The sequence below is a fragment of the Pseudoselenomonas ruminis genome, from assembly GCF_008271295.1.
GTDB lineage: Bacteria > Bacillota > Negativicutes > Selenomonadales > Selenomonadaceae > Selenomonas_A > Selenomonas_A ruminis.
Genome location: NZ_VTOY01000001.1, coordinates 547,117 through 573,036, shown reverse-complemented (window position 1 = coordinate 573,036; position 25,920 = coordinate 547,117). Strand labels below are relative to the sequence as shown.

Below are 25,920 nucleotides of genomic sequence, written 5' to 3'. Positions count from 1 at the left end.
AACGAAGAACAGGAGGTTAACAATGAAAAAGAGCGAGCTAATAAAGTTACTCCAGCAAAGTGATGATAGCGAAATGGTTATTGACATTCCGCGAAATATTAGCTGGGGAACCTTTGCCGTGGAAGGAATTATCACTACTGATGACGGTAAAGGGCAACGGCATACATCGGTGGTTCTTGGCGAAAAGATTTGGCCAGTGGTATGAAGCGCATTATAGCAGTGGTGTCAGGGTTTATGCTGGCACATAAGGGGGAGAGAGGATGCTGCAGATGGAAATAACCGTGATTATAATCACGGCGACATTTCAACTTATCGTTGGACTCTTGACGGGGTATCTGCTTTATAAGATGCAGCGACGAGATTCTAAACGAGATAGAGAAGAAGAAGAATCAAAGAAAAAACATGCAGATCAGGAAAAGGCCCGCCAGGTAGAATACACGTCGATAAAGCGTGGAATGCTGGCGGTGTTGACGGATAGACTTACTCAGTCGTGCCAGTATTTTCTTGGTCAAGGGTGGATACCAGTACATGAATTGGGAAGCATCGGCATGATGTATGATGCATATTCGGACCTTGGCGGAAATGGAATCGTATCGAGACTATATGAAAAAGTCAAATTATTGCCGACAGTGCACGAAGAAGGTGATTGAATGAAAGAAAAGCTGATTAGGTTCAGTCGCTGGGCTCAAAAGAATTGGCTGGCGCTGGTTATCTTCTTGCTCTTCGTCATGATGTCGTTTTTGTGTACCGTTATGTTCTCGTGGCTGTATGGGTTTTGGTCGAACGCATTATGTGGGACAAAGTTCGAACTTAGCTCATGTTGGCAAGGGATAACGGTAGTTGTTACTGGGTTGGGCGGCGTTGCAGCACTAGCACGGGCGGCGTGGAGCAAATATGCAACGGACAGCAAATATAATTCCTTAGCCGGTCAAAAGCCGTATGAAGAAAAAGGTGGTGTACATCGTGAATCTGCAGAATCAAATAAAAATCATTAAGAAATATTTCCCGAAAGTCTGGGAATATTTTGAGACCGAAAGGGAAAAAGCTTTTGATGATGGATATCGATGTGGATTGCGTCCGCCGACGTTGCCTAAATTCGATGATAACGATAATGTGATTTCTTATTGAAAGGATGATACGAATGGAACGAGCAAACATTGTAGAAACCAATCTGAATTTCAAAACACTGAGTGGACGGAGTTACACCGACATGATTGTCATCCATCATACGGGTGGCAACGATATTGACGCCAGCGCAGAACAAATTCATGGATGGCATCTAAATAATGGCTGGGCTGGTATTGGTTACCACTTTGTCATTCGCAAGGACGGGACAATCGAACGTGGTCGCCCAGAATGGGCGATTGGCAGCCATGCGTACGGCGAAAACAACCATACTCTTGGAGTACATTTGTCTGGAGATTTCATGGAAGCAGAACCGACGGATGCACAGATTGAGATGTGCGCCATGCTTCTGGCCAATCTCTGCACGGATTATGATATTCCCATCGATCGTGACCATATTGTGGGCCATTGTGACCTCATGAGCACGGACTGTCCAGGGGACAATCTTTATAATATGCTGGAAACTATTATTGGCAAAGCAAATTTCTATGCTAACCAGTAAGCGGAAGACGGCGGCTGCGGCAAAACTAGCCGTGGCCGTTTTTTATTAAGGAGGTAATTTTATGTTTGAAAAATGGAACGGATATAAATACTATATAGCAGTTGGAATACTCATCGTTTTCTTGGGAGGACTGATATGGTACTTTCTTAGTCAAGGTAAAACGGAAAAAGTAACGCCAGTAAGTCAGATTACAGCGGAAACATCAGGTGGCGTATGGGAAGCTGCCAATAACGCCAAAATCAATATAGATTCATCACAAGCAAAGGAAGCTGCAAAAGATATCCAGCATATTTATAAATATGATAAGAAACCATCATACACAATCACAACAACAGGAGATAAGGCGCCTAGCACGGCAAGGGATGCACAAAAACGTGCTGGAGCGGATTTTTCCATCGTAGCGGATAAAGACAATCCTAATGTAGCGGTAGATATCACAAAATTGGATAAAGACAAGACAGTGAATCTTAATCAATATAATATTCATGCGTATAAAAAAATATTAAGAACGGTTGAGGTTGTGCCGGATATTGAGGCAGGCGGTTGCGGAATCAGTGAAGTGGGAGCCTCGGTTGCCCGTAAAATTACAGACGATGGAAAATATATCGGCGTTGGCGTCAACCATAATGTAGATAATCACAAGACCTATGTCAAAGTAGCCTATACATGGTAAGGAGTGAGTGGCACGGTACTGCTGATAGCGACGACTGATGGGAAATATATAATATGCATCGAGGGGGTGGACAATGCCGGACTATTTTCTTAGGATGTAAAAGGGTGATATAATATAAATAAGGAAAATAGAGGCAGAGCTGCGAAAGATACGGCAGTTGGCGTGACCAACCTTTGACCAACTAATATCGTGGAATAGGTAAAAAAATATGGAATATGTGCCGTAAAAAATGTCAAAAAGGCCTTGCCAAACGGTATGGACGTGTAGTATCATAGATGTTAGATTGCGAAAAAGAATATAAAATATACCTAATTCGCATGACTAATAATTGGTGGTTGATGTATGGAAGTCATTTTAGCAGATTATCTTGGTTTCTGTTATGGCGTCAAGCGCGCGATAACGATTGCCAGAGAAAATGCTTCCGCTGATGGCACCGCTTGTACATTAGGGCCAATCATCCATAATCCACAGATGGTGGAGCGCCTCAGCGATGAGGGCGTAGGTTCGGTAAACAGCCTGGATGAGATGGAGAAGGGCACCGTTATCATCCGTTCCCACGGAGTCGGGCCGCAGATTTATGCGGATGCTGAAAAACGTGGCTTAACGGTGGTGGACGCGACCTGCCCGCATGTCAAGAAAGCACAGCTTTCGGCCAAATCGCTGGTGGATGAAGGATATAGTGTCGTCATCATCGGCGAAAAAGAACATCCGGAGGTACGCAGTATCTTTGAATGGTCAAACGCCGAGGCAAAAATCATCGAGACCGTTGAGGAAGCCGATGCATTGCCGAATTGTGCTAAGCTTGGTATCGTGTGCCAGACGACATTTTCGGGCGCCAAGTTCCGGGAAATCGTCACGCACTTGCTGGAAAAGTCCCGCGAGGTGAAAATCCTGCGGACGATATGTACGGCGACTGATCAGCGACAGGCAGCAGCTATGGAGTTAGCTGCGAAGGTTGATAGGATGCTGGTTATTGGCGGTAAGAACAGTGCCAATACATCACGTCTCGCACAGCTTTGTGCAACAAAATGTGTTACTTACCATATCGAAACGGCAGCTGAGCTGCAGGACGAGTGGTTTGATAAAATTGAAAAAATTGGTATTACAGCGGGCGCTTCTACGCCTGACTGGATTATCAAGGAGGTATATAAAAAGTGTCAGAACAGATGAACATGGAAGAATTATTAGCAGAGGCAGAGAACTCGATGCCGGATATCCAGGAGCGTACGGTTGTTGAAGGTACCGTTATCCAGGTTTCCCGCGATGAGGCCTATGTTGATATCGGCTACAAGCAGGAAATCGCTATTCCGAAGAGAGAGCTCGCTTACCCGGCTCCGGAGTCCGCAGCTGATGTTGTTAAGGTTGGCGACAAAATCGATGTTTATGTTGTTTCCCTCGGTGGCGACAACGGCGGCATGCTCTCCAAGGTAAAAGCTGACCGCATGGTTGCTTGGAAAGACATGGAAGCAATCAAAGAGCGTGGCGAGCATGTTCAGGCTCAGGTCAACCAGGTTGTCAAAGGTGGCCTCGTTGCTTCTGTCAATGGCCTCCGCGGCTTCATTCCGGCTTCCCAGATGGAGCTTCATTTCGTAAAAGACCTGTCTGTCTATGTTGGCCAGACGGTTGAGTGCGAAATCATTGAGATTGACGTTCACAAACAGCGTCTCGTTCTTTCCCGCCGTGCACTTCTCGAAGTTGAGCGCGCTGAGAAAGAGGGCGAGATCTTCTCCACCCTCGAGGCTGGTTCCACTGTTCGCGGTACGGTTAAACGCATCGTTGACTATGGTGCATTCATCGATATCGGTGGCGTAGATGGTCTGGCTCATATCTCCGACCTCGCTTGGCACCGTGTAAAACATCCGTCGGATGTTCTCGAAGTTGGCCAGGAGCTCGATGTATATGTTAAATCCGTTGACACGGAAGCAAAACGTATCTCCCTGTCCGTTAAAGACACGATGCGTGATCCGTGGCTCGACAACGCTGAGAAATACGCTGAGGGCGACATCATCGAAGGTAAAGTCATCAAACTGACGGACTTCGGTGCATTCATGGAAATCGAGCCGGGCTTCGATGGCCTGATCCCGATGGGCGAGCTCGCTGAGAAACGCATCGAGCGCGCTGACGAAGCTGTTCATGTTGGCGATGAGGTTAAAGTTAAAGTCCTCCGCATCGACATGAAACGCAAACGCATTTCCCTGTCCATCACGAAAGCTAAAGACTAATAGCTGCAATTTAATTGGATAATGACTCAGAGGAGTGATGATACAAGCATCACTCCTTTGTTTTTGATGGGAAAAGATGTAAAGAACTGAATCGAAAGAAAGAGAAAGAGAAAGAGACATGAGCAAGCAACATGCCGGTGTAATCCTGCGGGTATATCCGGGCAGTCTGGCCGAAGAACTCGAACTTGTGCCAGGCGACAAAATCATAGCCATCAATGACCAGGAGTTAAACGATATCATTGACTTGAGTTTTGCCATGGCCGATGAGGAAATCGATATGCTCATCGAGCATGCCGACGGCCAGCAGGAAATGATATCCTTTGATAAGGATTTTGACGAAGAATTGGGCGTTGAGTTTGAATCGGCAGTATTTGACGGCATCCGCAATTGTGCGAACAATTGTTATTTCTGCTTTGTGGATATGATTGCACCTGATATGCGGAATAGTCTCTCGATAAAAGATGACGATTACCGCCTGTCGTTCCTTTACGGCAATTTTGTGACCATGACCAATATGGGGCCAAGGGATTTCAAGCGGATTGAGCAATATCATCTGTCGCCGCTCTATGTTTCGGTTCAGTGCATGAATCCGGAGCTTCGGGCGCAGATGCTCCGCTGCAAAGGTGCGGCAAGAATCGCCGAGCAGCTTGACAATCTCGAACAGGCAGGCTGCGACTACCATACCCAGGTGGTGTTATGCGCTGGCTTAAACGATGGGGAAGAGCTTGAGCGCACGATTCGCGATATTGTGGCGCGCCGCCCGCATGCACTGTCGATGGCCATTGTTCCCGTGGGCCTTACCAAATACCGTGATGACCCGTTCCCTTTGAAGCAGTTTGATGCCGAAGGAGCAGCCAGAGTCATCGATGAAGTAGAAAAGTGGCAGGCAAAGATTCGCGAGGAAGAGGGACGCACCTTTATCTATTTGGGCGATGAGTTCTACCTGCTTGCCGGCCGTGAGGTCCCGCCAACCGAGTTCTACGATGGGTTCCCGCAGCTCGACAATGGCATCGGACTTACGCGAAGCTTTATCAACGATTGGGAGAAAACTGAGGCTTCGGCCGGTTCCTATGAGGAGCCGGTCTACCTCGATGTAGTGGCGGGAACTTCGGTGGCACCAATTCTGGCGAAACTGGCCGATTCGGTGCAGCAGGAGAACCTGCACATTCGCATCGTGCCGGTGGCCAATGACCATTTTGGTCATACGGTCAATGTTTCGGGGCTGTTAACCGCTAAGGACATTATGAAGACGCTGGATGGTCTTACCGGCAAGCGCACCGGCATCCTCATCCCCGAGTCGGCACTGCGTTCGGGCGAAGATATTTTCCTCGATGATGTGACGCTCGAAGAACTGCAGGCACATTATCCCGAGGCGCGCATTGAGCCCGTGCAGGGTGGCAAGGATTTCCGCCAGGCGCTCACCGGCTGGCATGGGTATCATAAGAACCGCAATGGGGAGACTGCCTACACCTGGCAGAGCAATGCCGGTTATACGAAAAATATCCAATATTGATAGGAATTTATATAGAAAGAAGGTAATATCATGAGTAAACCAATCGTGGCTATCGTTGGCCGTCCGAATGTGGGAAAATCTACGCTGTTCAATCAGATTGGCAAAAAACGTGTTTCGATTGTCGATGACATGCCGGGCGTTACCCGTGACCGCATCTATCTCGATGCAGAATGGCTGAATCATGAGTTCACCATGATTGATACCGGCGGTATCGAATTCGATGAAAGCAACCATATCTTAAAATCCATGCGCAGCCAGGCACAGCTGGCCATGGAAGAGGCCGATGTGATTTTATTCCTCGTCGACGGCCGCGCCGGCCTGACGACGGCCGATGAGGAAGTGGCCAAGATGCTGCGCAGCACGAAAAAGCCGGTTATTCTCGGCGTCAATAAGATTGACAGCCCGCAGCTCGTCATGAATTCGTATGAGTTCTATAACCTGGGTCTTGGCGACCCGATTGCGCTGTCGGCTTCGAATGCCATGAACCTTGGTGACCTGCTCGATGCGATGGTAGCGGCTTTCCCTGAGCATGAAGCCGAGGACAAGGATGAGGACGAAATCAGCATTGCGGTAATTGGCCGCCCGAATGTCGGTAAATCCTCAATCGTCAATCAGCTTTTAGGCGAGGAGCGCGTCATTGTCAGCGATATGGCTGGCACGACCCGCGACGCCATCGATACCCATTTCGTCAAAGATGGCATGAAGTTCATGCTGATTGATACGGCTGGCATGCGCCGCCGTGGCAAGATTGACGAACCGGTTGAGCGTTATAGTGTCATGCGCTCTCTGCGTGCCATTGACCGTGCCGATGTCGTATTGATGATGATTGACGCATCGGAAGGCATCACGGAGCAGGACAAGAAAATTGCCGGTTATGCCCATGAGTCCGGCCGCGGCGTCATCATTGTCGTCAACAAATGGGATATCTACCCGGGCAAAGATGACAAGTCAACGCTTCGCTTTACCGAGGACTTGCGCGATGAAATCGGCTTCTTGCAGTATGCACCGGTTCTTTACGCTTCGGCTTTGACCGGTCAGCGCGTCGGCCGTGTTACCGATTTGGTCAAATACGTCGCGGAACAGCAGTCCATGCGCATCAAGACCAGCGTATTGAACGAACTCATCCGCGATGCGGTTTCCATTAATCCGCCGCCGATGCACCGCGGCCGTCGCTTGAAGATCCTGTTCATGACGCAGGCAGATGTCAAGCCGCCGAAGTTCATCATTTTCGTCAACGACCCGGAACTCATGCACTTCTCGTACCTGCGCTTTATTGAGAACCGTCTGCGCGAGATGTACGGTTTCGAGGGCACGCCAATCCGCTTGATTGTGCGCGCCCGGGATGAGGAGGATGAGTACTGATGAATATGGTACTGGCTTGTTTGATTGCCTATGTTCTGGGTTCGATTCCAAATGGCCTTGTCTTTGGCAAGCTGCTTTGGCATGTTGACCTTCGCGAACACGGCAGTCACAATATCGGGGCGACGAATGCCTGGCGGACGCTGGGCAAGGGGCCGGGCTTTTTGATCTTCCTGCTGGACTTCCTCAAGGGAGCCATCAGTGTTTATCTTGGCATGCGGCTCGGTGACACGGCACTGGCCTGTGTGTTGGCTGGTGTTTTTGCCATCGTCGGCCATTCCTGCTCGCTTTTCCTGAAGTTCAAAGGCGGGAAGGGCGTAGCAACGGGACTTGGTGTCATTGTCATGATGATGCCGGTTCCCGCGCTCATCGTTTTCCTGGTCTGGCTCGGCGTGGTAAAACTCAGTGGTTATGTATCGCTGGGGTCCATCATTGCCGCCGCCCTGGTGCCGGTTCTTGCCTGGAAGTTCGGCTATCCGGCTGAGTATATCGGCTTTGGCATTTTGGCAGCCGCCTTCATTATTATCCGCCATCATGCCAATATCGGACGTTTGCTCAGCGGAACCGAAAGTAAAATCAAGGCAGGACATCGTTGACAGAAAACATTACAAAGCATACAAAAAATAAATAGATATTACAGGTGAAGTGGACATTTGTAAAAATAAAGTTGCTATCCGTCCACCACTTGTGGTATACTATCTTTTGTCAGTAGAAATTTATCCATTGGAGGCGCTATATATGAATAATCAGAAGAGTGGGTTCTTCCTCGTTCGTGAAGAGATTCTCCCGGAAGCAATCAAGAAGACGATCAAAGTCAAAGAAATGCTGAAGCGTGGCGATGCTCGCACCATCAACGAAGCGGTTGAGAAGATGGAGCTTTCCCGCAGCGCTTACTATAAATATAAAGATTATGTTTTCCCGTTCTATGAGGCAAGCCAGAACAAGATTGTTACGCTTACGTTCCTGCTTGAGCATAAGAAGGGTGTTCTTTCGAGTGTACTCAACACGATTTCGTCGGATTCCGGCAGCATCATGACCATCAATCAGGGGATTCCTCTGCAGGGCGTTGCCAATGCGACGGTTTCGATTGAGACGGCCAATCTCAGTGTTGACCTCGAAGCTTTGCTCGACAAGCTTCGCATGGTTGATGGCGTGAAACGCTTGGAAGTTCTCGGTCAGGCTTAATCAGTGAAAGGAGGTGCGTCGATATGGAAAAAGTGATTCGTGTAGGTTTGTTGGGGTCCGGTACCGTTGGTTCCGGCGTGGTTCAAGTGCTTGAGATGAATCGGGAGCAAATTACCGAGCGCGTCGGCGCGCCTATTCAACTGAAAACCGTTTTGGTCCGTGACCTTGCCAAGAAGCGTCCGCAGCTTGCGGGCTATCAGCTGACCGATAATTACGAGGATATCTTAAACGACGAAGAAATCGATATCGTCGTAGAACTCATGGGCGGGCTTCATCCAGCCCGTGAATACATGCTGCAGGCCATGGAACATGGCAAGAGCGTCGTAACGGCCAATAAGGACGTGGTGGCGCAGTTCGGCAAAGACATGTTTGCGGCAGCGGAAAAACATGGCGTTGACTTTATGTTTGAGGCCAGCGTTGGCGGCGGTATTCCGATTATCACACCGCTCAAACAATGCCTGACGGCCAATAAAGTCACTGAAATCATGGGCATTGTCAACGGAACGACGAACTATATGCTCACGAAGATGACGGACGAGGGCTGCGACTATGATGCCGTACTGAAGGAAGCCCAGGAAAAGGGCTATGCCGAAGCCAATCCGTCGGCCGATGTCGATGGCCTTGATGCGGCCCGCAAGGCGGCAATCCTTTCTTCGCTGGCCTTCAATACGCGGGTAGAGCTCAAGGATGTTTCTGTAGAGGGCATCACGAAGATAACGCCCGACGATATCGATTATGCCAAGAGCCTTGGCTATGTGGTAAAACTCCTGGCGGTCGGCAAGGACTCGCCAGAGCATGGCGTCGATGTACGCGTTCATCCGGTATTTTTGCCGAAGGAGCATCCGCTGGCTGCAGTCAATGGCGTGTTCAATGCGATTTTTGTCCGCGGCAATGCCATTGGCGAGGCCATGTTCTATGGTCAGGGCGCAGGTTCGCTGCCGACGGCTTCCGCGGTGGTATCGGATATTATTGACGTGTCAAGGGATATTGTCAACAAGGCCTTCGGCCGGATTGGCTGCACCTGTTATGAGCAGAAGCCAATGTGCCCGATTGAGGAGACGGAGTCCTCGTACTATGTCCGCCTGCTGGTGGATGATAAGCCGGGCGTTTTGGGACAGATTGCCACAGCTTTTGGCGATGCCGAAGTCAGCTTGAAATCCGTTATCCAGACGAAGCGCAATGTGGTGGACCATGCAGAGATTGTCGCGGTCACGCACATTGTCCGTCATGCCAGCATCCAGAAGGCGCTTGATGCGCTGAAACAGCTGTCGGTAGTCGACGAAATCCGTAATGTTATCCGTGTAGAGAAAGAACGGGGGTAAACACATGACAAACCGTTCTGTCCGCATTCGGGTGCCGGGAACCAGTGCCAATTGCGGCCCTGGCTTTGATGCTATCGGTCTCGCTTGTACCGTCTATAACGATTTGGAACTTACTTTGTTGAAGGAGCCCGAGCTTTCGATTACCATCGAAGGGGAAGGCGCGCAAAATATTCCCTGCGACAATCGCAATATCGTTTGGCGTTCAGTCCAGTATTTACTGCGCAAGGCGAAACTCGACAAAGAGTATCCGGGCGCAATCATTCACATGGAAAACAATGTGCCGCTTTCGCGTGGCTTGGGCAGCAGTGCCACGGCCATCGTCGCTGGCCTGAAAGCTGCCAACGTTTTGATTGGCAACCGCTTCAACCGCCGTGAGCTGCTGCAGTTTGCTACGGATATTGAGGGGCATCCCGACAACGTGGCACCGGCGATTTTTGGCGGCTTTACCATCAGCACCGTGACCCGCGGCAATGTGGAATGCTTCACGTTTATGCCGAAGTTCCGCATGAAGCTGGTCGTAGCTGTGCCGGATTTTCCGCTTTCGACGCGCAAGGCGCGGGCGGTATTGCCGGAGAAGGTTCCGATGAAGGACGCCGTCAACAACATTGGCCGTGCGGCTATGCTCGTAGCGGCACTTTGCAAGGGAAATGACAAGTTCCTGCGCAATGTATTTGAAGATGCGCTTCATCAGCCCTATCGTGCAGAGCTTATCCCGGGCATGTATGACGTGTTCCAGGCAGCCCGTAAAGCTGGCGCTTTAGGCGCTAATCTCAGCGGGGCCGGCCCTTGTCTTATCGCTTACACGCTGGAAAAGCGCGAGTGTGAAGAGGCCGTGGGGGAAGCCATGAAAAAAGCTTTTCAGCAGCACGGCGTAGCGTCTAAAATCCTCATTATGGATTTGGATAACCGCGGCGCGCATATCGTCAATGAAAACAAAGAATAAACGCTTAGCGTTAAAGACCTGCTGGTTCCTATGGGAGCTGGCAGGTCTTTTGGCATCAGTGGGGCTCGTGGATTGTTTTTCGGGCGCGTTTTCTGTTACAATACAGGAATGAGGAGGCATCGTGTATGAGAGAAGAGGATTTTGTGGCTGCACTCCGAAAGTGCGGTGCCCGGGTTTTTATCGTGGGGGGCTGGGTACGCGATCAGATTCGCGGCGTGAAGGCACACGACAAAGATTACATGGTAGCGGGGATTGAGGAAAAAGCCTTTGCCAATTTATTTCCTGAGGCAGAAAAAGTCGGCAAATCGTTTCCCGTTTATCTGGTGGCCATTGATGGCAAAAAATCCGAAGTCGCGTTTGCCCGCAAGGAACGGAAAACGGGCAGCGGGTACTGCGGCTTCGCGGTGGAATATGATCCGTCAGTTACGCTCGAGGAAGATTTGTACCGCCGTGACACGACGATGAACAGTCTGGCCATGGAACTTCCCAGCCGGCAAATTCATGACTTATATGGCGGAATAGCCGATACCCGCCGTGGAATAATCCGGGCCATATCGGAGCATTTTTGTGAAGACCCTGTCCGGGCGCTGCGGGCAGCTCGTCAGGCCGCTGAGTTCGGCTTTGCGATAGAAGACAATACCTATCGCTTGATGGCAGCGTGCCGCGAAGAACTGGCCGGGGAACCGGCCGAGCGGCTGCTGGGCGAACTTCGGCGTGCCCTGCGGGCGCCAAAGCCGTCTGTTTTCTTTCGCTGTCTGAACCGCGCGGGCATATTGGCGATCACCTTTCCCGAGCTGGCGGCACTCATCGGGAAAACGCAGCCGGCAGCGTTTCATCCTGAGGGCGATGCCTTTGAACACACGATGCTGGTCGTCGATAAAGTGGCAGCGCAGACAAGTTCAGTGCTGGCCCGCTTTGCCGGACTCGTTCATGATTTGGGCAAGGGCACGACGCCAAAGGAAATGGAACCACACCATTACGGACACGAAGAACGCGGGCTTGAAGTGCTAACTGCATGGAACCAGCGCATGACCCTGCCGCGGGATTGGCTGCAGGCAGGGGGCTTCGTGATTGCGGAGCACATGCGGGCACCGCTGTTGGGCAAAGAGGCGAAGATTGTCGATTTGCTGCTCAGGATTGACCGGTCAAATCTTTCCTGGGAAGAGTTTTTGGCCGTAATAATGGCCGACCATCAAAGTTTACCGGATTATCTGCAAAACGGAGAAGGTTATGTGAGGAAAATGAAACAGGTCAGTGGGCGCGACTGTCCTGAGGGCTTGACGGGCAAAAAAATTGGCGAGTGGATTCGCAGCGAACAGTTAAAAATTTATCGAAGTCTCGTAGTTCGTTCGGATTCTGCCGATTGACGGTTGCAGAATTGTCGAAAAAAGGCTATAATTAAGAACAAAGATATCAGAATTGGTTCACAAAATAGTTGATGTCTGAATCTTGAGGAGGCGATTTCTCATGAGCACTATTATTCCGTACAAATCTGTTGCCCCGAAAATTGACCCGAGCGTATTTATCGCGCCGACGGCTGCCGTAATCGGCGATGTTGAAATCGGTGAGGGTTCCAGCCTGTGGTTTAGCACGGTAGTCCGCGGCGATTTTCAGCCAATCACGATTGGCCGGAATACCGATATTCAGGATAACGCGACGATTCACGTAATGGCTGATGTGCCAACGGAGATTGGCGACGAGGTTATCATTGGACACAACGCGATCATCCATGCGCGGAAAATCGGGAACAACTGCCTGATTGGCATGGGCTCGATAATCCTTGGCTATACGGAGATTGGCGATAATGTCATCATCGGGGCCGGAACGATTCTGACGCAGCATAAAAAGATTCCGTCCAATTCGCTGGTTTATGGCAATCCGGCGCAAATCATCCGTTCCCTGCGGGAAGATGAATTGCAGGCGCTTCATGAATCGGCCATGAACTATCAGCAGGTGGCAGAAAATTACAAAGCAGAATTGCTTTGATTGATTTTAATCTTGAAACAAGGGGACTTTACAGGAATGGAAAAAACACTCGTACTCATCAAACCAGATGCTTTTACCAAACATTACAGCGGTGATATCATTAAACGCTATGAGGCGGAAGGCTTCCGCATTGTCGCCATGAAACTCTTGAAGATGGATGAGCGGCTGGCTTCGATTCATTATGAGGAGCATATCGGCCGTCCGTACTATAATGATTTGGTTGGCTTTATGACCTCGGCACCAATTATTGCCATGGTTCTCGAAGGCGAAGATGTCATTGCCAAGGTAAGAAAGCTCAACGGCAAAACGAATCCGGCTGAGGCAGAAGAGGGGACAATCCGCAAACAGTTTGCGGCCAATGGCCGCCGCAATGCGGTCCATGCTTCGGATTCGGTGGAGAGTGCGAACCGTGAGATTCATATCTTCTTTAATGAGACTGAGATTTTAGACGGTCAGTATGAGGCCATGGAGTAATTCCTAAGGAGCGCGATAGCATGAGCGTTACGACAAAGACCGGTGATAAGGGAATGACGAGCCTGTATACAGGCGAACGGGTGGACAAGGGCTGCCTGCGGGTGGAAGTTTATGGCACGATTGACGAGGCCGGCTCGGCGCTGTCGATGGCCAGAGCTTTTGCGCAGAAGCCTGAGGTCAAAGACCGTATTTTGGCACTGCAAAAACAGCTTTCGTTGCTGATGGCTGATTTTGCGAGCCTTGGGAAAACGCCATATATTACGGCGGAGACGGTGGCTGATATCGAAGGGGCAATTGCAGCTCTCGAAGAAAAGCTGCCGCCGCTTAATTGTTTTCTGATTCCCGGGGATACAAAGGCTGGGGCGATGCTTGATATGGCGCGCACGATTGCCCGCCGTGCAGAGCGCGCTGCCTGCCGGTTGGCACAGGAAACGCCTGTCGCTGAATCCGACCGCTTGTTTTTAAATCGCGTTTCGGACTATTGCTTTTTGCTGATGCGTTGTGAAGAACATGAATAAAGAGGAGTCATCTCGTAGAGATGACTCCTTTTTTTTGCATAATCTGAAAACTTTAGCAGGAATATGAGAAAAGTCGGAGAATACTGATAATATCATAACAATGGGAGGGAATATCGATGAAGAACTATAAAAGTGCCAATATCCGGAATATTGCTGTGGTAGGCCACGGAAAAACGGGCAAGACCAGTTTGCTTGATGCCTGCCTGTTTGATGCAGAAGCAGTTAAGCGCCTGGGAAATGTCGAGGATGGCACCAGCGCGCTGGACTATGAGCCCGAAGAAACCAAACGCGGCATGACGGTCAATATGAAACTGGCAGCCTGTGAATGGCGTGACTTCAAATTGAACTTCATCGATACGCCGGGGTATCCTGATTTTGTCGGTGATGTCAAGGGCGCGCTGGCGGCAGCCGACAGTGCCTTGATTGTCATATCAGCGTCGTCCGGTATCAAATCCGGCACGGAAAATGCCTGGTGGTATGCTGAAGAAAACGAATTGCCGCGCGCGTTCTTTATCAACAAGATGGACCGCGAGCATGCTGATTTCTATGGCGTAGTCGAAGAGCTTCGCGTACGCTTCGGCGATGGTGTCGTGCCCGTACAGCTGCCAATCGGCAAAGAAGCCGCCTTCCAGGGCGTAGTCGATTTGCTGTCGCTGCACATGAAAATTGTCACCCATGACAAGGAAATCGTCAAAGACGATGTGCCGGAATACATGAAAGACGAAGTCGAGCAGGCACGTCAGAAGATGATTGAATCGATTTCGGAGTTCAACGATGAGCTGCTCGAAAAATACATCGAAGGCACGGAAATCACCGAAGTGGAGACGGCGGCAGCCCTGATTGAAGGCATTCAGGCCGGCAAGATTTTCCCGGTATTCTGCGGCTCGGCCAAACAGAACATCGGCATGCGCAAACTCATGAACGATTTGGTCGAGTATATGCCAACGCCGTACTTTAAGGTATCCATCGGCATGGATCCCGTAAGTGGGGAGCTCAAGGAACGTCATACCGAAGATGCTTTTTCAGCGCAGGTGTTCAAGACGATTGTCGACCCCTTTGTCGGCCGTCAGAGCTATATCCGCATCCTGTCGGGCGAAATGCGCGGCGATGCTTCCTACAGTCATCCGAACAAGGACACCGAGGAGCGAATTGGTACGCTGTTCACGCTGCAGGGCAAACAGCAGCATAATCTGAATACGGCAGCCGCTGGCGATATCGTGGTGACGACAAAACTGCAGCAGGTCAAGACGGGGGATACCCTTTGCGATAAGAGCGATGCCATCCAGTATGAAGCGATTCTGTATCCGACGGCCATGCTGGAAATGGCTGCATCGGCGCATAAGAAGGGCGAAGAAGACAAAGTCTTCGGTGCCTTGGCAAAGCAGCAGGATGAGGATCCGACGCTGCTGGTGGAAAAGAACCAGGAAACTGGTGAGACGATTGTCCGCGGCATTGGTGAGGTTCATCTGGAAATCCTGGCCGAAAAACTCGAACGGAAATTTGGCGCGCAGCTTGATTTGGCAGAGCCAAGGATTCCGTATCGCGAGACCATCCGCAAGACAGTCAAAGTTCAGGGACGTCATAAGAAACAGAGTGGCGGCCATGGCCAGTTCGGCGATGTCTGGCTGGAAATCGGACCGCGTGATGCGGGAACGGGCAACGAATTTTCCGAGACGATTTTCGGCGGCAGTGTGCCCAAGCAGTATATTCCAGCCGTGGAAAAGGGAACGGCCGAGACACTGGCACAGGGGGTGCTGGCAGGGTATCCGGTCGTGGACGTAAAGGTCAACCTTTACGATGGTTCGTATCATCCCGTTGACTCGTCTGAAGCAGCCTTTAAAACGGCGGCCGCCATTGCCATAAAGAAAGGTGTCATGGAGGCATCGCCGATTTTGCTGGAACCAATTGAGACCATCAAGGTGCTGACGCCGGAGTATTACCTCGGTGATGTCATGGGACGGCTTAACAGCAAGCGCGCCCATGTTCTTGGCGTTGACAGCAAGGAACGCGATATGAGTGAGATTCAGGCGTTGATTCCGCAGGCCGAGCTCTATAAGTTCGCTACGGAACTTCGCTCGCTGACGCAGGGCCGCGGATCCTATGAACTCGAATTTGCCCGTTATGAGCCGGTACCTGAGCGGGCGGCCGAAGCCATTATCGAGGCGGCAAATGCAAGATAGTATTGGTTACAATTAAGAAGGAATAAGGCCTTTCCTAATAAAATCGGAAGGGCCTTTTAACTTGCAAATAGGGACCAAAGATGTTAGGATATTAAAAGTGACTGTTACATACAGTTAATCTTAGAAAGAAAAGAGATTATGAATTATGTGGGAAAAAATTTGCGCAGGTATGTTGGGCGCTATGATGATTACGGGCTCGGCAGCTGGTCTTTCGGCTAATACAGTCAGTGCTGCTCCGGCTGCTGAGACGACTGCACAGCCAGCTCAGGAGCAGAAGGTTGAGCAGCCGCTGAAGATTAGCATTAATCTGGCTGCCCGTTCGCTGGCGCTTTATCAGGGATCGACGAAGATTCGCCTGTATCCGATTGCCCCGGGTACGGCTTACACGCCGACGCCGACCGGTTATTATAAGATTCGCGAGAAAGAAGTAAACCCGACCTGGACGGACCCGGCTACGGGCTATTCCATTCCTTCGGGTCCGGATTGTCCGCTCGGTTACCGCTGGATGACGGTTACGGGCAATATCGGCATTCATGGTACCAATAATCCGGCTTCCATCGGAACCTATGCCTCCCATGGCTGCATGCGCATGTTCGAAAAGGACGTTGAGGCACTTTATGACCTCGTTGAGGTAGGCACGCCGGTTGAGATTACCTATAACCGCGTCGTTGTCGAAAAGGCTCCGGATGATACGGTTGTCTATTACATCTATCCGGATGGTTACGGCTGGCAGAAGCTGTCGGTAGCCGATGTTCACAAATGGCTGGCTGGCTATGGCGTTGGCAATTTTGAATCGGATGAGGATATCCAGGCGAAAATCAACGCTTCGGATGGCAACCCGACGTATATCGGCAAGGTTTATCCGCTCTATGTCAATGGCAAGAAGCTTGCGAATAATGCCGTCAGCAAAGATGGTGTAACGTATCTGCCGGCTATTGATTTGGCCAATGCCACCAACATCAATCTTGGCTGGGATGCCGCTACGAAAAAACTGATCAGCACGCTCGGAAGCGCTGAGGGCGTTGACAAACGCGATGTCCTCTACTGCAAAGCCGACGATACGAAAACGCTGTTCAACCTGACGGGCAGCATCAACGATGCCAAGCAGTTTGTTCTGACGTCGGCGGCTGAGCAGGAAGCACCGAAAGCTGAAGCACCGAAGGCAGAAACGCCGGAAGTAAAGCCAGAGGAGAAAACGGCCGAGGCACCGAAACAGGTAGAAGCTGAGCAGCCGAAAGCTGATGACAAAGCTGTCGATGGCAGCAAGAGCAAAAAATCCCTGAAACAGATTTACAAAGAAGCAACGAAGAAGTAAAATAGTTTCTTGTAAGTTATCGTAACCTATAAACTGAACAATTTGAGGAGGAATCCTGCTTGAACAAGCGTTTTGTGATTTTGGACGGCAGCAGCCTTATGTATCGTGCGTTTTATGCGCTGCCACCATTGACGGATTCCCTGGGCGAACCGACCAATGCGATTTTTGGCTTTTCCAATATGCTTACCAAGCTCTTGGGAGAACTTAATCCGGATGCGTTGGTTATTGCCTTTGATAAGGGAAAGAAGACGTTCCGCACCGAACGTTATCCGGAATACAAGGGAACGCGTGACAAGACCCCGGAAGAGCTCCTCGCCCAAATCCCGCTGCTGCATGAATTTGCAGCAGCTTTTGGCGTTTCTTTTATCGAAAAAGAACGCTATGAGGCTGACGATATCATTGGCACGCTGGCAACCAAGGCTGCGGCGGCTGGTCATGATGTCATGGTGGTCACGGGCGATAAGGATGCACTGCAGCTCGTGCGCCCGAATCTTCGTGTCATGCTGACGAAGAAGGGGATTTCTGAGCTCAAAGCCTACGATGAAGAAGTATTCCGCGAGGAATACGGCTTTGAGCCGATTCGCCTGATTGACCTCAAGGGACTCATGGGCGATACTTCCGACAATATCCCAGGCGTTCCCGGGGTGGGGCCGAAAACGGCAACGAAGCTGCTGCTGGAATATGGCACCCTTGAAAATGTCCTGGAAAATATCGAAGCGATTTCCGGCAAAAAACTCAAGGAGCGCTTGACGGAAAATCGCGACCAGGCAGTTCTGTCGAAGGAGCTTGCTACAATCGAATTACAGGTTCCGGATATGGAACTTACGATGGACGATTATGCCATTATGCCTGATCATGCGGCCATGAAGAAATTCTGTGACCGCTACGAGTTAAAGGGCGTCTGGAAGAACTTTATTAAACTTTATGGCGAGTCAGATGGCGGCCTGTTTGCCGGCATGGAAATCCAGGAGGCGGCACCGGTTGACCTATCCTACGACGAGTGGGAAGAAAAACAGGCAGCAGCTGCCCTGGCTAAAGCCGAGTCGGTGGCTGTCTGCGGTATTTTTACCGGGCGTGTGCCCTTTGAACAGCTCAGCCGTGCGGTCGTGGTGACTTCTCCGGCTGGCGATACGGGGCTAATCGCTTTGGATTCGCCTGCCGGGCAGCAGCTGCTGCGGTTTTTCGAAGCGGATAAACCGGCGACCTTCTACGAGCTCAAGCAGTATTATCATGCGGGCATCAAGGCGCAGTCATCGTTTTTTGACATCAAACTGGCCGATTATCTGCTTCATCCGGAACTGTCAAAATACGAGCTTTCCAATCTTTCCCATCAGTATTTCCCCGGGCAGAGTGTGCCCGAGTCCTTTGCGGATGAGGTTTCCCAGGCCGTCTGGACGGCAAAGCTCATCGCCAAACTCCAGCCAAAGCTTGCCGCGGAGCTTGAGGAACTTGGCATGAAAAAGCTCTATGATGAAATTGAGCTGCCACTCGTAGAAGTTCTGGCAGCTATGGAGCAGAATGGCGTTTATGTAAATCGCAAAAACCTTGAGGAGAAAGCCGCCGAGGTTGGCAAGAAGATTGAGGAAATCCAGCAGGATATCTATACACTGGCGGGCACGGAGTTTAATATCAATTCGCCGAAACAGCTCGGCGAGGTACTCTTTGAGCGGCTGGAACTTCCGCCGACGAAGAAGACCAAGACGGGCTACTCCACGAATGCCGAGGTGTTGGAATCGCTGCGGTATCAGCACCCGATTATCGAACAGATTCTGGCCTACCGCATGTGGACGAAACTCAAGTCCACCTATCTCGATGCGATTGGCGAGCTCATCCATCCGGAATCGGGCCGCGTTCATACGAGTTTCAATCAGACGGTCACGGCGACGGGGAGGCTTTCAAGTTCTGACCCGAACCTGCAGAACATCCCGGTCCGCACGGAAGAGGGCAAGACGATTCGCGCGCTTTTTGAGCCCGGCGAAGGCTATGATTACCTTCTTTCGGCCGATTATTCCCAGATTGAACTGCGCCTGCTCGCACATATGTCGGGCGATGAGAGCTTTATCGATGCGTTCTGCCAGAATCAGGACATTCATGCCCGGACGGCATCTGAAGTGTTCGGGGTGCCCTTGGCAGAAGTCACGCCGACGCTTCGCAGCCGGGCAAAGGCCGTAAACTTTGGTATCGTTTATGGCATCAGCGACTACGGCCTTTCGCGTGATTTGCACATTCCGAAGAAGGAAGCGGCAAGCTATATCGACAGTTATTTTGCGCGCTATCCGGGCATTCGTAAATTTATGGATGATACCGTGGCTGCGGCCCATGAAACGGGCTGTGTCACGACGCTTTACGGCCGCCGCCGCGAGCTACCGGCCATCAAGAGCCGGAATTTCATGCAGCGGTCGCTGGCTGAGCGCATGGCAATGAATACGCCGATTCAGGGAACGGCAGCGGACATTATCAAGCTGGCCATGATTGAGGCCTATCACCGCCTTCAGGACGCGGGCGTCAAGAGCCGCATCCTGCTTCAGGTCCACGATGAATTGGTTTTGGAGACGACGGAGAAAGAACGCGAAACCGTCAGCAAAATCCTCAAGGAATCGATGGAACAGGTGGCGAAGCTTTCGGTGCCACTTTTGATTGATATTCACAGCGGCAAGAACTGGGCGGAGGCGAAGTAATATGCCGGAAATGCCAGAGGTGGAGATTATCCGCCGGTATCTCGATACCGTTTTGACTGGTCAAAAAATCATGCAACTCGATATTCTGCTGCCACGGCAGATCAAATGGCCCGAACCGGAATCGTACCGGGCGATGGCCATTGGCCGGACGATACGTGCGATGAAGCGCCGCGGGAAATATCTCATCATGGCGCTCGATAACGGCAATGAATTGATTTTTCATCTGCGCATGACCGGGCGCCTGGTCTTTGAGCCTGAGGGAGAGCCGCACGATTCCTATGCGCGGCTCTTATTCCATCTCGATGGCGGCGGCCTGCTCGTCTATGGCGATACGCGCACGCTCGGGGCAGTCTATGCGCTGGCCCCAGGCGAGCGCTGGCGCATCCACGGCCTTGCCGAAATGGGCCCGGAGCCGTTGTCTGACGAGTTTACGGCCGAATATCTCTATCAGCTCGTGCAGGGGAAAAAGACCGTCATCAAGTCGCTGCTGCTGAACCAGAAATATATTGGCGGCATTGGCAACATATACGATGATGAGGCGTTGTTCTTAGCTGGCATCCGGCCGGAACGGCCGGCCAGTACCCTTACGCGGGAAGAATGCCAGCGCTTGTATGAGTCCATTAATGCGGTTATCGCGGCGGGAATCCGCGATGGCGGTACGACGTTCCGCGACTATCAGAATGGCGAGGGCGGACAGGGAAGCCATCAGGAACATCTCTATGTCTACAACCGGAAGGGACAGCCCTGCCGCAAGTGTGGTTCGCCTATTGAAAAGATAACCTTAGGCGGGCGGGGAACGCATTATTGCCCGCGCTGCCAAAGCTGACAAAAGGAGTAGCCTATGAAAATCATCGGCCTTACGGGCGGCATTGCCTCGGGCAAGAGCACGGTATCCGCGTATTTGCAGGAAAAAGGTGCCAGTATCATCGACGCCGATGCGATTGCCCATGAGCTATTAGCGCCGGGAAAGCCGTTATACGAGGCTTATCGCCAGCATTTTGGGGACAAAATCCTGCTTTCCGATGGACAGCTTGACCGCCGGGTCATCGGAAAGCTTGTCTTTTCTGACCCGGCCGAGCGGGAATGGATTGATGCGACGGCTCATCCGCTGATACAGCACGAAATCTGCCAGCGGGTCAGGCAGTATCAAGCCGAGAAAAAATCTTTGATTGTACTGGATGTTCCATTGCTCTTTGAGTCGGGATGGGATAAAATGGCAGAGAAGGTCTGCCTCGTATATGCAGAGGAAAAAATCCAGCAGGAGCGCCTTATGAAGCGCAACGGCTATGGAAGGGAAGAAGCGGCGGCCAGAATTGCCGCGCAAATGCCTCTCGAAGAGAAAAAGAAACGGGCAGATTGCCTGATTGATAACAGTGGAAGCTTGCCGTCAACCCTGCGGCAGGTGGATCGTCTATGGAAGGAGTGGACGCATGACGGAGTTTCATGACAGGGTCCGTCAAAGCAGGAAGATGCAGCATCGGCGCATGGTGTCCTGTTTTTGTGTTGCGTTATTCATTATTTTCGCAAGCCTGAGCGCGTTTATTGTTCTGAAGTTTGAACCCGTACAGCGCAGTTATTTTTATGTTTATCCGTATCACGATACGGTGATGAAGTATGCTTCGATGTATAACGTCGACAGCAATCTTACGGCAGCGGTTATCAAGAAAGAGAGCAAATTCAAGCGCGAAGTACATTCGCATCGCGGGGCCATCGGGCTTATGCAGATTATGCCGGATACGGCAAAGTGGATTGCCGGGCAGCTTGGGGATACAAACTACTCGGAGGAAGGACTTCATGAACCGGACCGCAATATCCGGTATGGAACGTGGTATCTTTCGACCCTGCAGAAGGAGTTCCACGGCAATAATGTACTGGCCTTGGCGGCGTATAATGCCGGCCGGGGAAATGTGCAGGAATGGATTAAACAATATGATTGGCCAGAGGACTTTTCGGATATCGACGCGATCCCCTTTGCAGAGACTCGCGATTATGTCCGGCAGGTTCTGGCCGATGAGAAGAAGTATCGGGAGCTTTATCCAGAGTAAGAGGAGCTTGGGGAATGCAGAAGTATCGGATCGTTCCGCAACAGGAGAATATGTTTTGGCAGCTGGTTCAGGGAATGGCGCTTGACGATGAGCAAAAAGAGCTCATGAAGTCTGCGTCTATTCGTCATGTCGAGGTTTGCACCAAGACGAACAGCTGGGAAATCGTACTCATCAGCCAGACGCTTATTCCCGATGCCCTTTTACAGGAAGCGGCGGCGCAGATTCAGCGCAAATGCCAGCTCGACCAGGTCGTGTTCTATCAGGAAGTTATCGATGTGGAAGACGGCATCCAGAAAATCTGGACCAAACTCGTAACGGTGGTTTCGGAAGGCAACCCGACGGTATTTCAGCTCTTGAAGCGCTCGAAGTACCGCGTCGATGGCAGCCGCCTGATTCTCGATGTGCCGGGCGAGCTCGGCGGCGAAATCATGCGCGCTCATTCGGTGGCCCAGCTCATGAGCAAGGCCATCAAGCAAATGCTCGGCTATCGCTGCCCCGTAGAATGCCAGGCAAGCGACGAAGTGTTGCAAAATCTTGAGGTGGACGATTCGTTCAATACGCCCGAATACCGCGCAGCCATTCAGCATGAACGCGTGGCGGAGAAGAAAGCTGCAGCGCCAAAACCAAAAGCGGCTGCCGCCAAAACGGCCGCCGAGGACAAAGCGAAGCTGCCCAAGGTTCCCAAACATCACGACGATTTCGACAAGCCCGTGGTGGTCCATGGGGCCGGCAACCTCATCTTTGGCCGCGGCGTTATGGGGGAGCGCAAACTCATCGATGAGCTCGACGGCGAGATGAAAAATGTCATTCTCGAAGGCTTTATCGGCGAGGGGGCAATTTCAGGTATCAAGACCAATGAGTTCAAAACCGGAACGAAACTGCTGTCCTTCTGCCTTTCCGATGAGAGCAACGGCATTGCCTGCAAGAAGTTCTTTAAGCCAAAACGCGGCAAGAACGGGCCGGAAGAGGATTTTGACGAAATCATCGGCAAGCTCAAAGAGGGCATGGAAGTTCGCATCCGCGGTTCTGTGCGCTTTGATACTTATATGAACGAGTATGTGCTCTTCATGGATTCGCTGGCGAAGAAAGAGACGGAATCCCGCATGGATAATGCGGAGGTCAAGCGCGTGGAACTTCATGCGCATACGACCATGAGTGCCATGGATGCCGTGGTATCGGTCAAGAACCTCGTCAAGACGGCGGCCCGTTGGGGCTGGCCAGCGATTGCCATCACGGACCATGGTGTCGTTCAGGCTTATCCGGATGCGGCCAAAGCCGCCAAGGATGCCGGCATCAAGGTCATCTATGGTATGGAAGGCTATCTTACTGGCGATGATTGGGAGCAGAAGCGGGCCAACCATATTATCTTTTTGGCCAAGAACCCCAATGGATTGCGCAACCTCTATCAGATGGTATCGCTCGCGCATGTCAAATATTTCCATCGTCAGCCGCGCCTGCCGAAGAAAATCATTGAGGAATACCGCGAGGGTATCATCATCGGTTCGGCCTGCGAGGCAGGCGAACTCATCCGCGCGATTGTCGAAGGGCAGTCCGATGAGCAGCTCATCGAGATTGCCAATTTCTACGATTACCTTGAGATTCAGCCAATCCACAACAACGACTTTTTAAAGCGCAGTGATAAATTCCCCGATATCAATACGGACGAAGACCTAATAAATATTAACCTCAAGGTCGCTGAACTCGCGCAGAAACTCGGGAAAATGCTCGTGGCAACCTGCGACGTTCACTTTTTGAATCCTGAGGACCAGATATACCGTGCCATTCTCATGAAGGGCAAGGGCTTTGATGATGCTGAGATGCAACCGCCGCTTTATCTGCGGACCACCGAAGAAATGCTGGCGGAATTTGAATACCTCGGGGAGGAGCTGGCCTATGAGGCCGTCGTCACGAATCCACGCAAAATCAACGATATGATTGAATCGTTTAAGCCGATTCCTGACGACCTGTATTCGCCGATGATTCCGGGTGCCGATGAAGAAATCCGTTCGATGTCCTATAACAAGGCCAAAGAAATGTACGGCGAGAATCTGCCCGAAATCGTCGAAGCCCGCCTCAAGCAGGAGTTAAAGCCGATTATCGGCCACGGCTTCTCGGTGCTTTACCTCATCGCGCAGCGATTGGTTAAGAAATCCAACGACGACGGCTATCTGGTCGGTTCGCGTGGTTCCGTTGGTTCGTCGTTCATCGCGACGATGACGGGCATCACGGAAGTCAATCCGCTGCCGCCGCATTGGCGCTGCCCGCATTGCCAGTACAGCAAGTTCATCACCGATGGTTCCTACGGCTGCGGCTATGACTTGCCGGATAAGAACTGTCCGGTTTGCGGCGAGCCGCTCATAAAAGATGGTCACGATATCCCGTTTGCCGTATTCCTCGGCTTTGATGGCGATAAAGTCCCGGATATCGACTTGAACTTCTCGGGTACGTATCAGCCGGTGGCCCATAAGTATACGGAGATTCTGTTTGGCAAGGACAACGTCTATCGCGCAGGTTCCATCCAGACCGTTGCCGATAAGACGGCCTTTGGCTACGTCAAGAAATTCTTCGAGGAAAAGGGCGTCAAAAAGCACGGTTCCTATATCGACCGTCTGGCCCATGGCTGCATGGGCGTCAAATCGACGACAGGCCAGCATCCGGCCGGCATCATGGTTGTGCCGCGCAACATGGACGTTCATTTCTTCACGCCGATTCAGCATCCGGCCAACGATATGAACTGCGGTACGATAACGACGCATTTCGACTATCACTCCATCAGCAGCCGTCTGGTCAAGCTCGATATTCTCGGCCACGATGACCCGACGGTTATCAAGATGCTTGAAGACCTTACCTGCCGTGACCCGAAGACGATTCCATTTGACGACAAGGCGACGATGTCGATTTTCAACTCGACGGTGGCGCTGGGGCTCACGCCAGAAGAACTCGGCGCTACCTCGGGAACCTTTGGTATCCCGGAGTTCCGCACGCCGTTCACACGGCAGATGATTGATGATACCAATCCGGATGTGTTCTCCGATTTGGTGCGCATATCGGGCTTCTCCCATGGTACCGACGTGTGGCTCGGCAATGCGCAGGACCTCATCCGCGGCGGCCAGTGCACGATCAAAAATGCCATCTCGGCCCGTGACGATATCATGATGTATCTGATCCATAACGGCATCGACCCATTGCTTTCGTTCAAGACGATGGAGAAAGTCCGTAAGGGCAAGGGCATTGCCGAGGATACGGTTGAGATTTTGCGCCAGGGCGGTATCCCTGAGTGGTATATCGAGTCGTGCCAGAAAATCAAGTACCTGTTCCCGCGTGCTCATGCGACGGCTTACGTCATGATGGCGTATCGCATCGCGTTCTGCAAGGTGCATTATCCGTTGGCTTACTATGCGGCATATTTCTCGATTCGCGCCGCCGAGTTCGATGCCAATGTCATCGCGCGTGGCAAGGACTATGTGGGCGACCAGATTCATCAGCTCGAACTTGCCGCCAAGGAGAAGAAGCTCGATGCCAAGCAGAATGCAACGCTTATCGTTTTGCAGCTTGCCTGGGAAATGTATCTGCGCGGCTATAGCTGCGAGTACGTCGACATCTACGAGTCGGACGCTGAGAAATTCATCATCCATGAAAAATCTTTGCTGCCGCCGATTGCCAGCCTCAGCGGCATGGGAACCAAAGCGGCGCAGAGCATTGTCGAAGCCCGCAAAGACGGCGTATTCACGAGCATCGAAGACCTCCGCCGCCGCACGGGTATTTCCAAGACCAACATCGAAATCCTGCGCGGTCATGGCTGCCTCGACGGCATGGGTGAGAGCGACCAGATTGCATTGTTTAGTTAATGGTATAGACGAAAAGGGAAAGAGGCCAGCTT

General features: G+C 51.5%; 24 protein-coding genes. All 24 read left to right on the top strand.

What is annotated here, in order from left to right; genetic code table 11:
- Nucleotides 1-22 precede the first annotated feature (22 nt).
- Nucleotides 23-205: a hypothetical protein gene (locus tag FZ040_RS02525; protein ID WP_149170549.1), complete on the top strand. Its 183-nt coding sequence runs from the start codon at nucleotides 23-25 to the stop codon at nucleotides 203-205.
- A 55-nt stretch (nucleotides 206-260) separates the two neighbouring features.
- A complete protein-coding gene (locus tag FZ040_RS02520; protein ID WP_149170548.1) occupies nucleotides 261-650 on the top strand; it encodes a Z-ring associated ZapG family protein in 390 nt (129 codons plus the stop codon).
- Nucleotides 651-995, top strand: a complete 345-nt coding sequence (locus FZ040_RS02515) for a hypothetical protein (RefSeq protein WP_149170547.1) — start codon at nucleotides 651-653, stop codon at nucleotides 993-995.
- Nucleotides 996-1,210: 215 nt separating this feature from the next.
- Nucleotides 1,211-1,627 carry a peptidoglycan recognition protein family protein gene (locus FZ040_RS02510; RefSeq protein WP_369407131.1) on the top strand — a complete coding sequence of 139 codons (417 nt, stop codon included), beginning with the start codon at nucleotides 1,211-1,213 and terminating at the stop codon, nucleotides 1,625-1,627.
- 61 nt (nucleotides 1,628-1,688) lie between these two features.
- Complete coding sequence (locus tag FZ040_RS02505; protein WP_149170545.1) at nucleotides 1,689-2,300, top strand: hypothetical protein; 612 nt, start codon at nucleotides 1,689-1,691, stop codon at nucleotides 2,298-2,300.
- A 342-nt stretch (nucleotides 2,301-2,642) separates the two neighbouring features.
- Nucleotides 2,643-3,470, top strand: a complete 828-nt coding sequence (gene ispH / locus FZ040_RS02500; RefSeq protein WP_149170544.1) for a 4-hydroxy-3-methylbut-2-enyl diphosphate reductase — start codon at nucleotides 2,643-2,645, stop codon at nucleotides 3,468-3,470.
- Nucleotides 3,471-3,472: 2 nt separating this feature from the next.
- The gene (rpsA, locus tag FZ040_RS02495; protein WP_255448731.1) at nucleotides 3,473-4,522 is read left to right on the top strand and encodes a 30S ribosomal protein S1; all 1,050 of its coding nucleotides are present in this window, start codon (nucleotides 3,473-3,475) and stop codon (nucleotides 4,520-4,522) included.
- A gap of 118 nt (nucleotides 4,523-4,640) precedes the next feature.
- Entirely contained in the window at nucleotides 4,641-6,035 is a 1,395-nt protein-coding gene (locus FZ040_RS02490; RefSeq protein WP_149170542.1) for a DUF512 domain-containing protein, read from the top strand.
- A gap of 30 nt (nucleotides 6,036-6,065) precedes the next feature.
- Entirely contained in the window at nucleotides 6,066-7,397 is a 1,332-nt protein-coding gene (der, locus tag FZ040_RS02485) for a ribosome biogenesis GTPase Der (RefSeq protein WP_149170541.1), read from the top strand.
- Nucleotides 7,397-7,990 (top strand): glycerol-3-phosphate 1-O-acyltransferase PlsY, encoded by a 594-nt coding sequence (gene plsY, locus FZ040_RS02480; protein ID WP_149170540.1) that lies wholly within the window; start codon nucleotides 7,397-7,399, stop codon nucleotides 7,988-7,990. The genes der and plsY overlap by 1 nt, the downstream gene beginning before the upstream one ends.
- 142 nt (nucleotides 7,991-8,132) lie before the next feature.
- Nucleotides 8,133-8,579, top strand: coding sequence for an ACT domain-containing protein (locus FZ040_RS02475; RefSeq protein WP_033170805.1), 447 nt, complete (start codon nucleotides 8,133-8,135; stop codon nucleotides 8,577-8,579).
- Nucleotides 8,580-8,602: 23 nt separating this feature from the next.
- Nucleotides 8,603-9,901, top strand: a complete 1,299-nt coding sequence (locus FZ040_RS02470; protein ID WP_149170539.1) for a homoserine dehydrogenase — start codon at nucleotides 8,603-8,605, stop codon at nucleotides 9,899-9,901.
- 4 nt (nucleotides 9,902-9,905) lie between these two features.
- Nucleotides 9,906-10,844 (top strand): homoserine kinase, encoded by a 939-nt coding sequence (gene thrB, locus FZ040_RS02465; RefSeq protein WP_149170538.1) that lies wholly within the window; start codon nucleotides 9,906-9,908, stop codon nucleotides 10,842-10,844.
- Nucleotides 10,845-10,969: 125 nt separating this feature from the next.
- Nucleotides 10,970-12,211, top strand: a complete 1,242-nt coding sequence (locus tag FZ040_RS02460; protein ID WP_149170537.1) for a tRNA nucleotidyltransferase/poly(A) polymerase-related protein — start codon at nucleotides 10,970-10,972, stop codon at nucleotides 12,209-12,211.
- A gap of 100 nt (nucleotides 12,212-12,311) precedes the next feature.
- Nucleotides 12,312-12,830, top strand: coding sequence for a gamma carbonic anhydrase family protein (locus FZ040_RS02455; protein ID WP_149170536.1), 519 nt, complete (start codon nucleotides 12,312-12,314; stop codon nucleotides 12,828-12,830).
- Nucleotides 12,831-12,866: 36 nt separating this feature from the next.
- Nucleotides 12,867-13,304, top strand: coding sequence for a nucleoside-diphosphate kinase (ndk, locus tag FZ040_RS02450; RefSeq protein WP_074514995.1), 438 nt, complete (start codon nucleotides 12,867-12,869; stop codon nucleotides 13,302-13,304).
- Nucleotides 13,305-13,324: 20 nt separating this feature from the next.
- On the top strand, nucleotides 13,325-13,822 hold the full coding sequence (locus FZ040_RS02445) for a cob(I)yrinic acid a,c-diamide adenosyltransferase (protein WP_149170535.1): 498 nt from the start codon (nucleotides 13,325-13,327) through the stop codon (nucleotides 13,820-13,822).
- A 116-nt stretch (nucleotides 13,823-13,938) separates the two neighbouring features.
- A complete protein-coding gene (gene fusA / locus FZ040_RS02440; protein ID WP_149170534.1) occupies nucleotides 13,939-16,002 on the top strand; it encodes an elongation factor G in 2,064 nt (687 codons plus the stop codon).
- A gap of 145 nt (nucleotides 16,003-16,147) precedes the next feature.
- Entirely contained in the window at nucleotides 16,148-17,317 is a 1,170-nt protein-coding gene (locus FZ040_RS02435; RefSeq protein ID WP_149170533.1) for a L,D-transpeptidase family protein, read from the top strand.
- 59 nt (nucleotides 17,318-17,376) lie between these two features.
- Nucleotides 17,377-19,995: a DNA polymerase I gene (gene polA, locus FZ040_RS02430; protein ID WP_149170532.1), complete on the top strand. Its 2,619-nt coding sequence runs from the start codon at nucleotides 17,377-17,379 to the stop codon at nucleotides 19,993-19,995.
- Nucleotide 19,996: 1 nt separating this feature from the next.
- Nucleotides 19,997-20,821 carry a bifunctional DNA-formamidopyrimidine glycosylase/DNA-(apurinic or apyrimidinic site) lyase gene (gene mutM / locus FZ040_RS13930; RefSeq protein WP_187620209.1) on the top strand — a complete coding sequence of 275 codons (825 nt, stop codon included), beginning with the start codon at nucleotides 19,997-19,999 and terminating at the stop codon, nucleotides 20,819-20,821.
- 15 nt (nucleotides 20,822-20,836) lie between these two features.
- Complete coding sequence (gene coaE, locus FZ040_RS13925; RefSeq protein ID WP_187620208.1) at nucleotides 20,837-21,442, top strand: dephospho-CoA kinase; 606 nt, start codon at nucleotides 20,837-20,839, stop codon at nucleotides 21,440-21,442.
- On the top strand, nucleotides 21,426-22,040 hold the full coding sequence (locus FZ040_RS02420) for a lytic transglycosylase domain-containing protein (protein WP_149170531.1): 615 nt from the start codon (nucleotides 21,426-21,428) through the stop codon (nucleotides 22,038-22,040). The genes coaE and FZ040_RS02420 overlap by 17 nt, the downstream gene beginning before the upstream one ends.
- Before the next feature lie 14 nt (nucleotides 22,041-22,054).
- Entirely contained in the window at nucleotides 22,055-25,888 is a 3,834-nt protein-coding gene (locus tag FZ040_RS02415; protein ID WP_149170530.1) for a PolC-type DNA polymerase III, read from the top strand.
- The last annotated feature ends 32 nt before the right edge of the window (nucleotides 25,889-25,920 follow it).

Coding starts and splice junctions, on each gene's coding strand:
- FZ040_RS02525 (WP_149170549.1), top strand. CDS start 23: ATGAAAAAGAGCGAGCTAATAAAGTTACTCCAGCAAAGTGATGATAGC.
- FZ040_RS02520 (WP_149170548.1), top strand. CDS start 261: ATGCTGCAGATGGAAATAACCGTGATTATAATCACGGCGACATTTCAA.
- FZ040_RS02515 (WP_149170547.1), top strand. CDS start 651: ATGAAAGAAAAGCTGATTAGGTTCAGTCGCTGGGCTCAAAAGAATTGG.
- FZ040_RS02510 (WP_369407131.1), top strand. CDS start 1,211: ATGATTGTCATCCATCATACGGGTGGCAACGATATTGACGCCAGCGCA.
- FZ040_RS02505 (WP_149170545.1), top strand. CDS start 1,689: ATGTTTGAAAAATGGAACGGATATAAATACTATATAGCAGTTGGAATA.
- ispH (WP_149170544.1), top strand. CDS start 2,643: ATGGAAGTCATTTTAGCAGATTATCTTGGTTTCTGTTATGGCGTCAAG.
- rpsA (WP_255448731.1), top strand. CDS start 3,473: ATGGAAGAATTATTAGCAGAGGCAGAGAACTCGATGCCGGATATCCAG.
- FZ040_RS02490 (WP_149170542.1), top strand. CDS start 4,641: ATGAGCAAGCAACATGCCGGTGTAATCCTGCGGGTATATCCGGGCAGT.
- der (WP_149170541.1), top strand. CDS start 6,066: ATGAGTAAACCAATCGTGGCTATCGTTGGCCGTCCGAATGTGGGAAAA.
- plsY (WP_149170540.1), top strand. CDS start 7,397: ATGAATATGGTACTGGCTTGTTTGATTGCCTATGTTCTGGGTTCGATT.
- FZ040_RS02475 (WP_033170805.1), top strand. CDS start 8,133: ATGAATAATCAGAAGAGTGGGTTCTTCCTCGTTCGTGAAGAGATTCTC.
- FZ040_RS02470 (WP_149170539.1), top strand. CDS start 8,603: ATGGAAAAAGTGATTCGTGTAGGTTTGTTGGGGTCCGGTACCGTTGGT.
- thrB (WP_149170538.1), top strand. CDS start 9,906: ATGACAAACCGTTCTGTCCGCATTCGGGTGCCGGGAACCAGTGCCAAT.
- FZ040_RS02460 (WP_149170537.1), top strand. CDS start 10,970: ATGAGAGAAGAGGATTTTGTGGCTGCACTCCGAAAGTGCGGTGCCCGG.
- FZ040_RS02455 (WP_149170536.1), top strand. CDS start 12,312: ATGAGCACTATTATTCCGTACAAATCTGTTGCCCCGAAAATTGACCCG.
- ndk (WP_074514995.1), top strand. CDS start 12,867: ATGGAAAAAACACTCGTACTCATCAAACCAGATGCTTTTACCAAACAT.
- FZ040_RS02445 (WP_149170535.1), top strand. CDS start 13,325: ATGAGCGTTACGACAAAGACCGGTGATAAGGGAATGACGAGCCTGTAT.
- fusA (WP_149170534.1), top strand. CDS start 13,939: ATGAAGAACTATAAAAGTGCCAATATCCGGAATATTGCTGTGGTAGGC.
- FZ040_RS02435 (WP_149170533.1), top strand. CDS start 16,148: ATGTGGGAAAAAATTTGCGCAGGTATGTTGGGCGCTATGATGATTACG.
- mutM (WP_187620209.1), top strand. CDS start 19,997: ATGCCGGAAATGCCAGAGGTGGAGATTATCCGCCGGTATCTCGATACC.
- coaE (WP_187620208.1), top strand. CDS start 20,837: ATGAAAATCATCGGCCTTACGGGCGGCATTGCCTCGGGCAAGAGCACG.
- FZ040_RS02420 (WP_149170531.1), top strand. CDS start 21,426: ATGACGGAGTTTCATGACAGGGTCCGTCAAAGCAGGAAGATGCAGCAT.
- FZ040_RS02415 (WP_149170530.1), top strand. CDS start 22,055: ATGCAGAAGTATCGGATCGTTCCGCAACAGGAGAATATGTTTTGGCAG.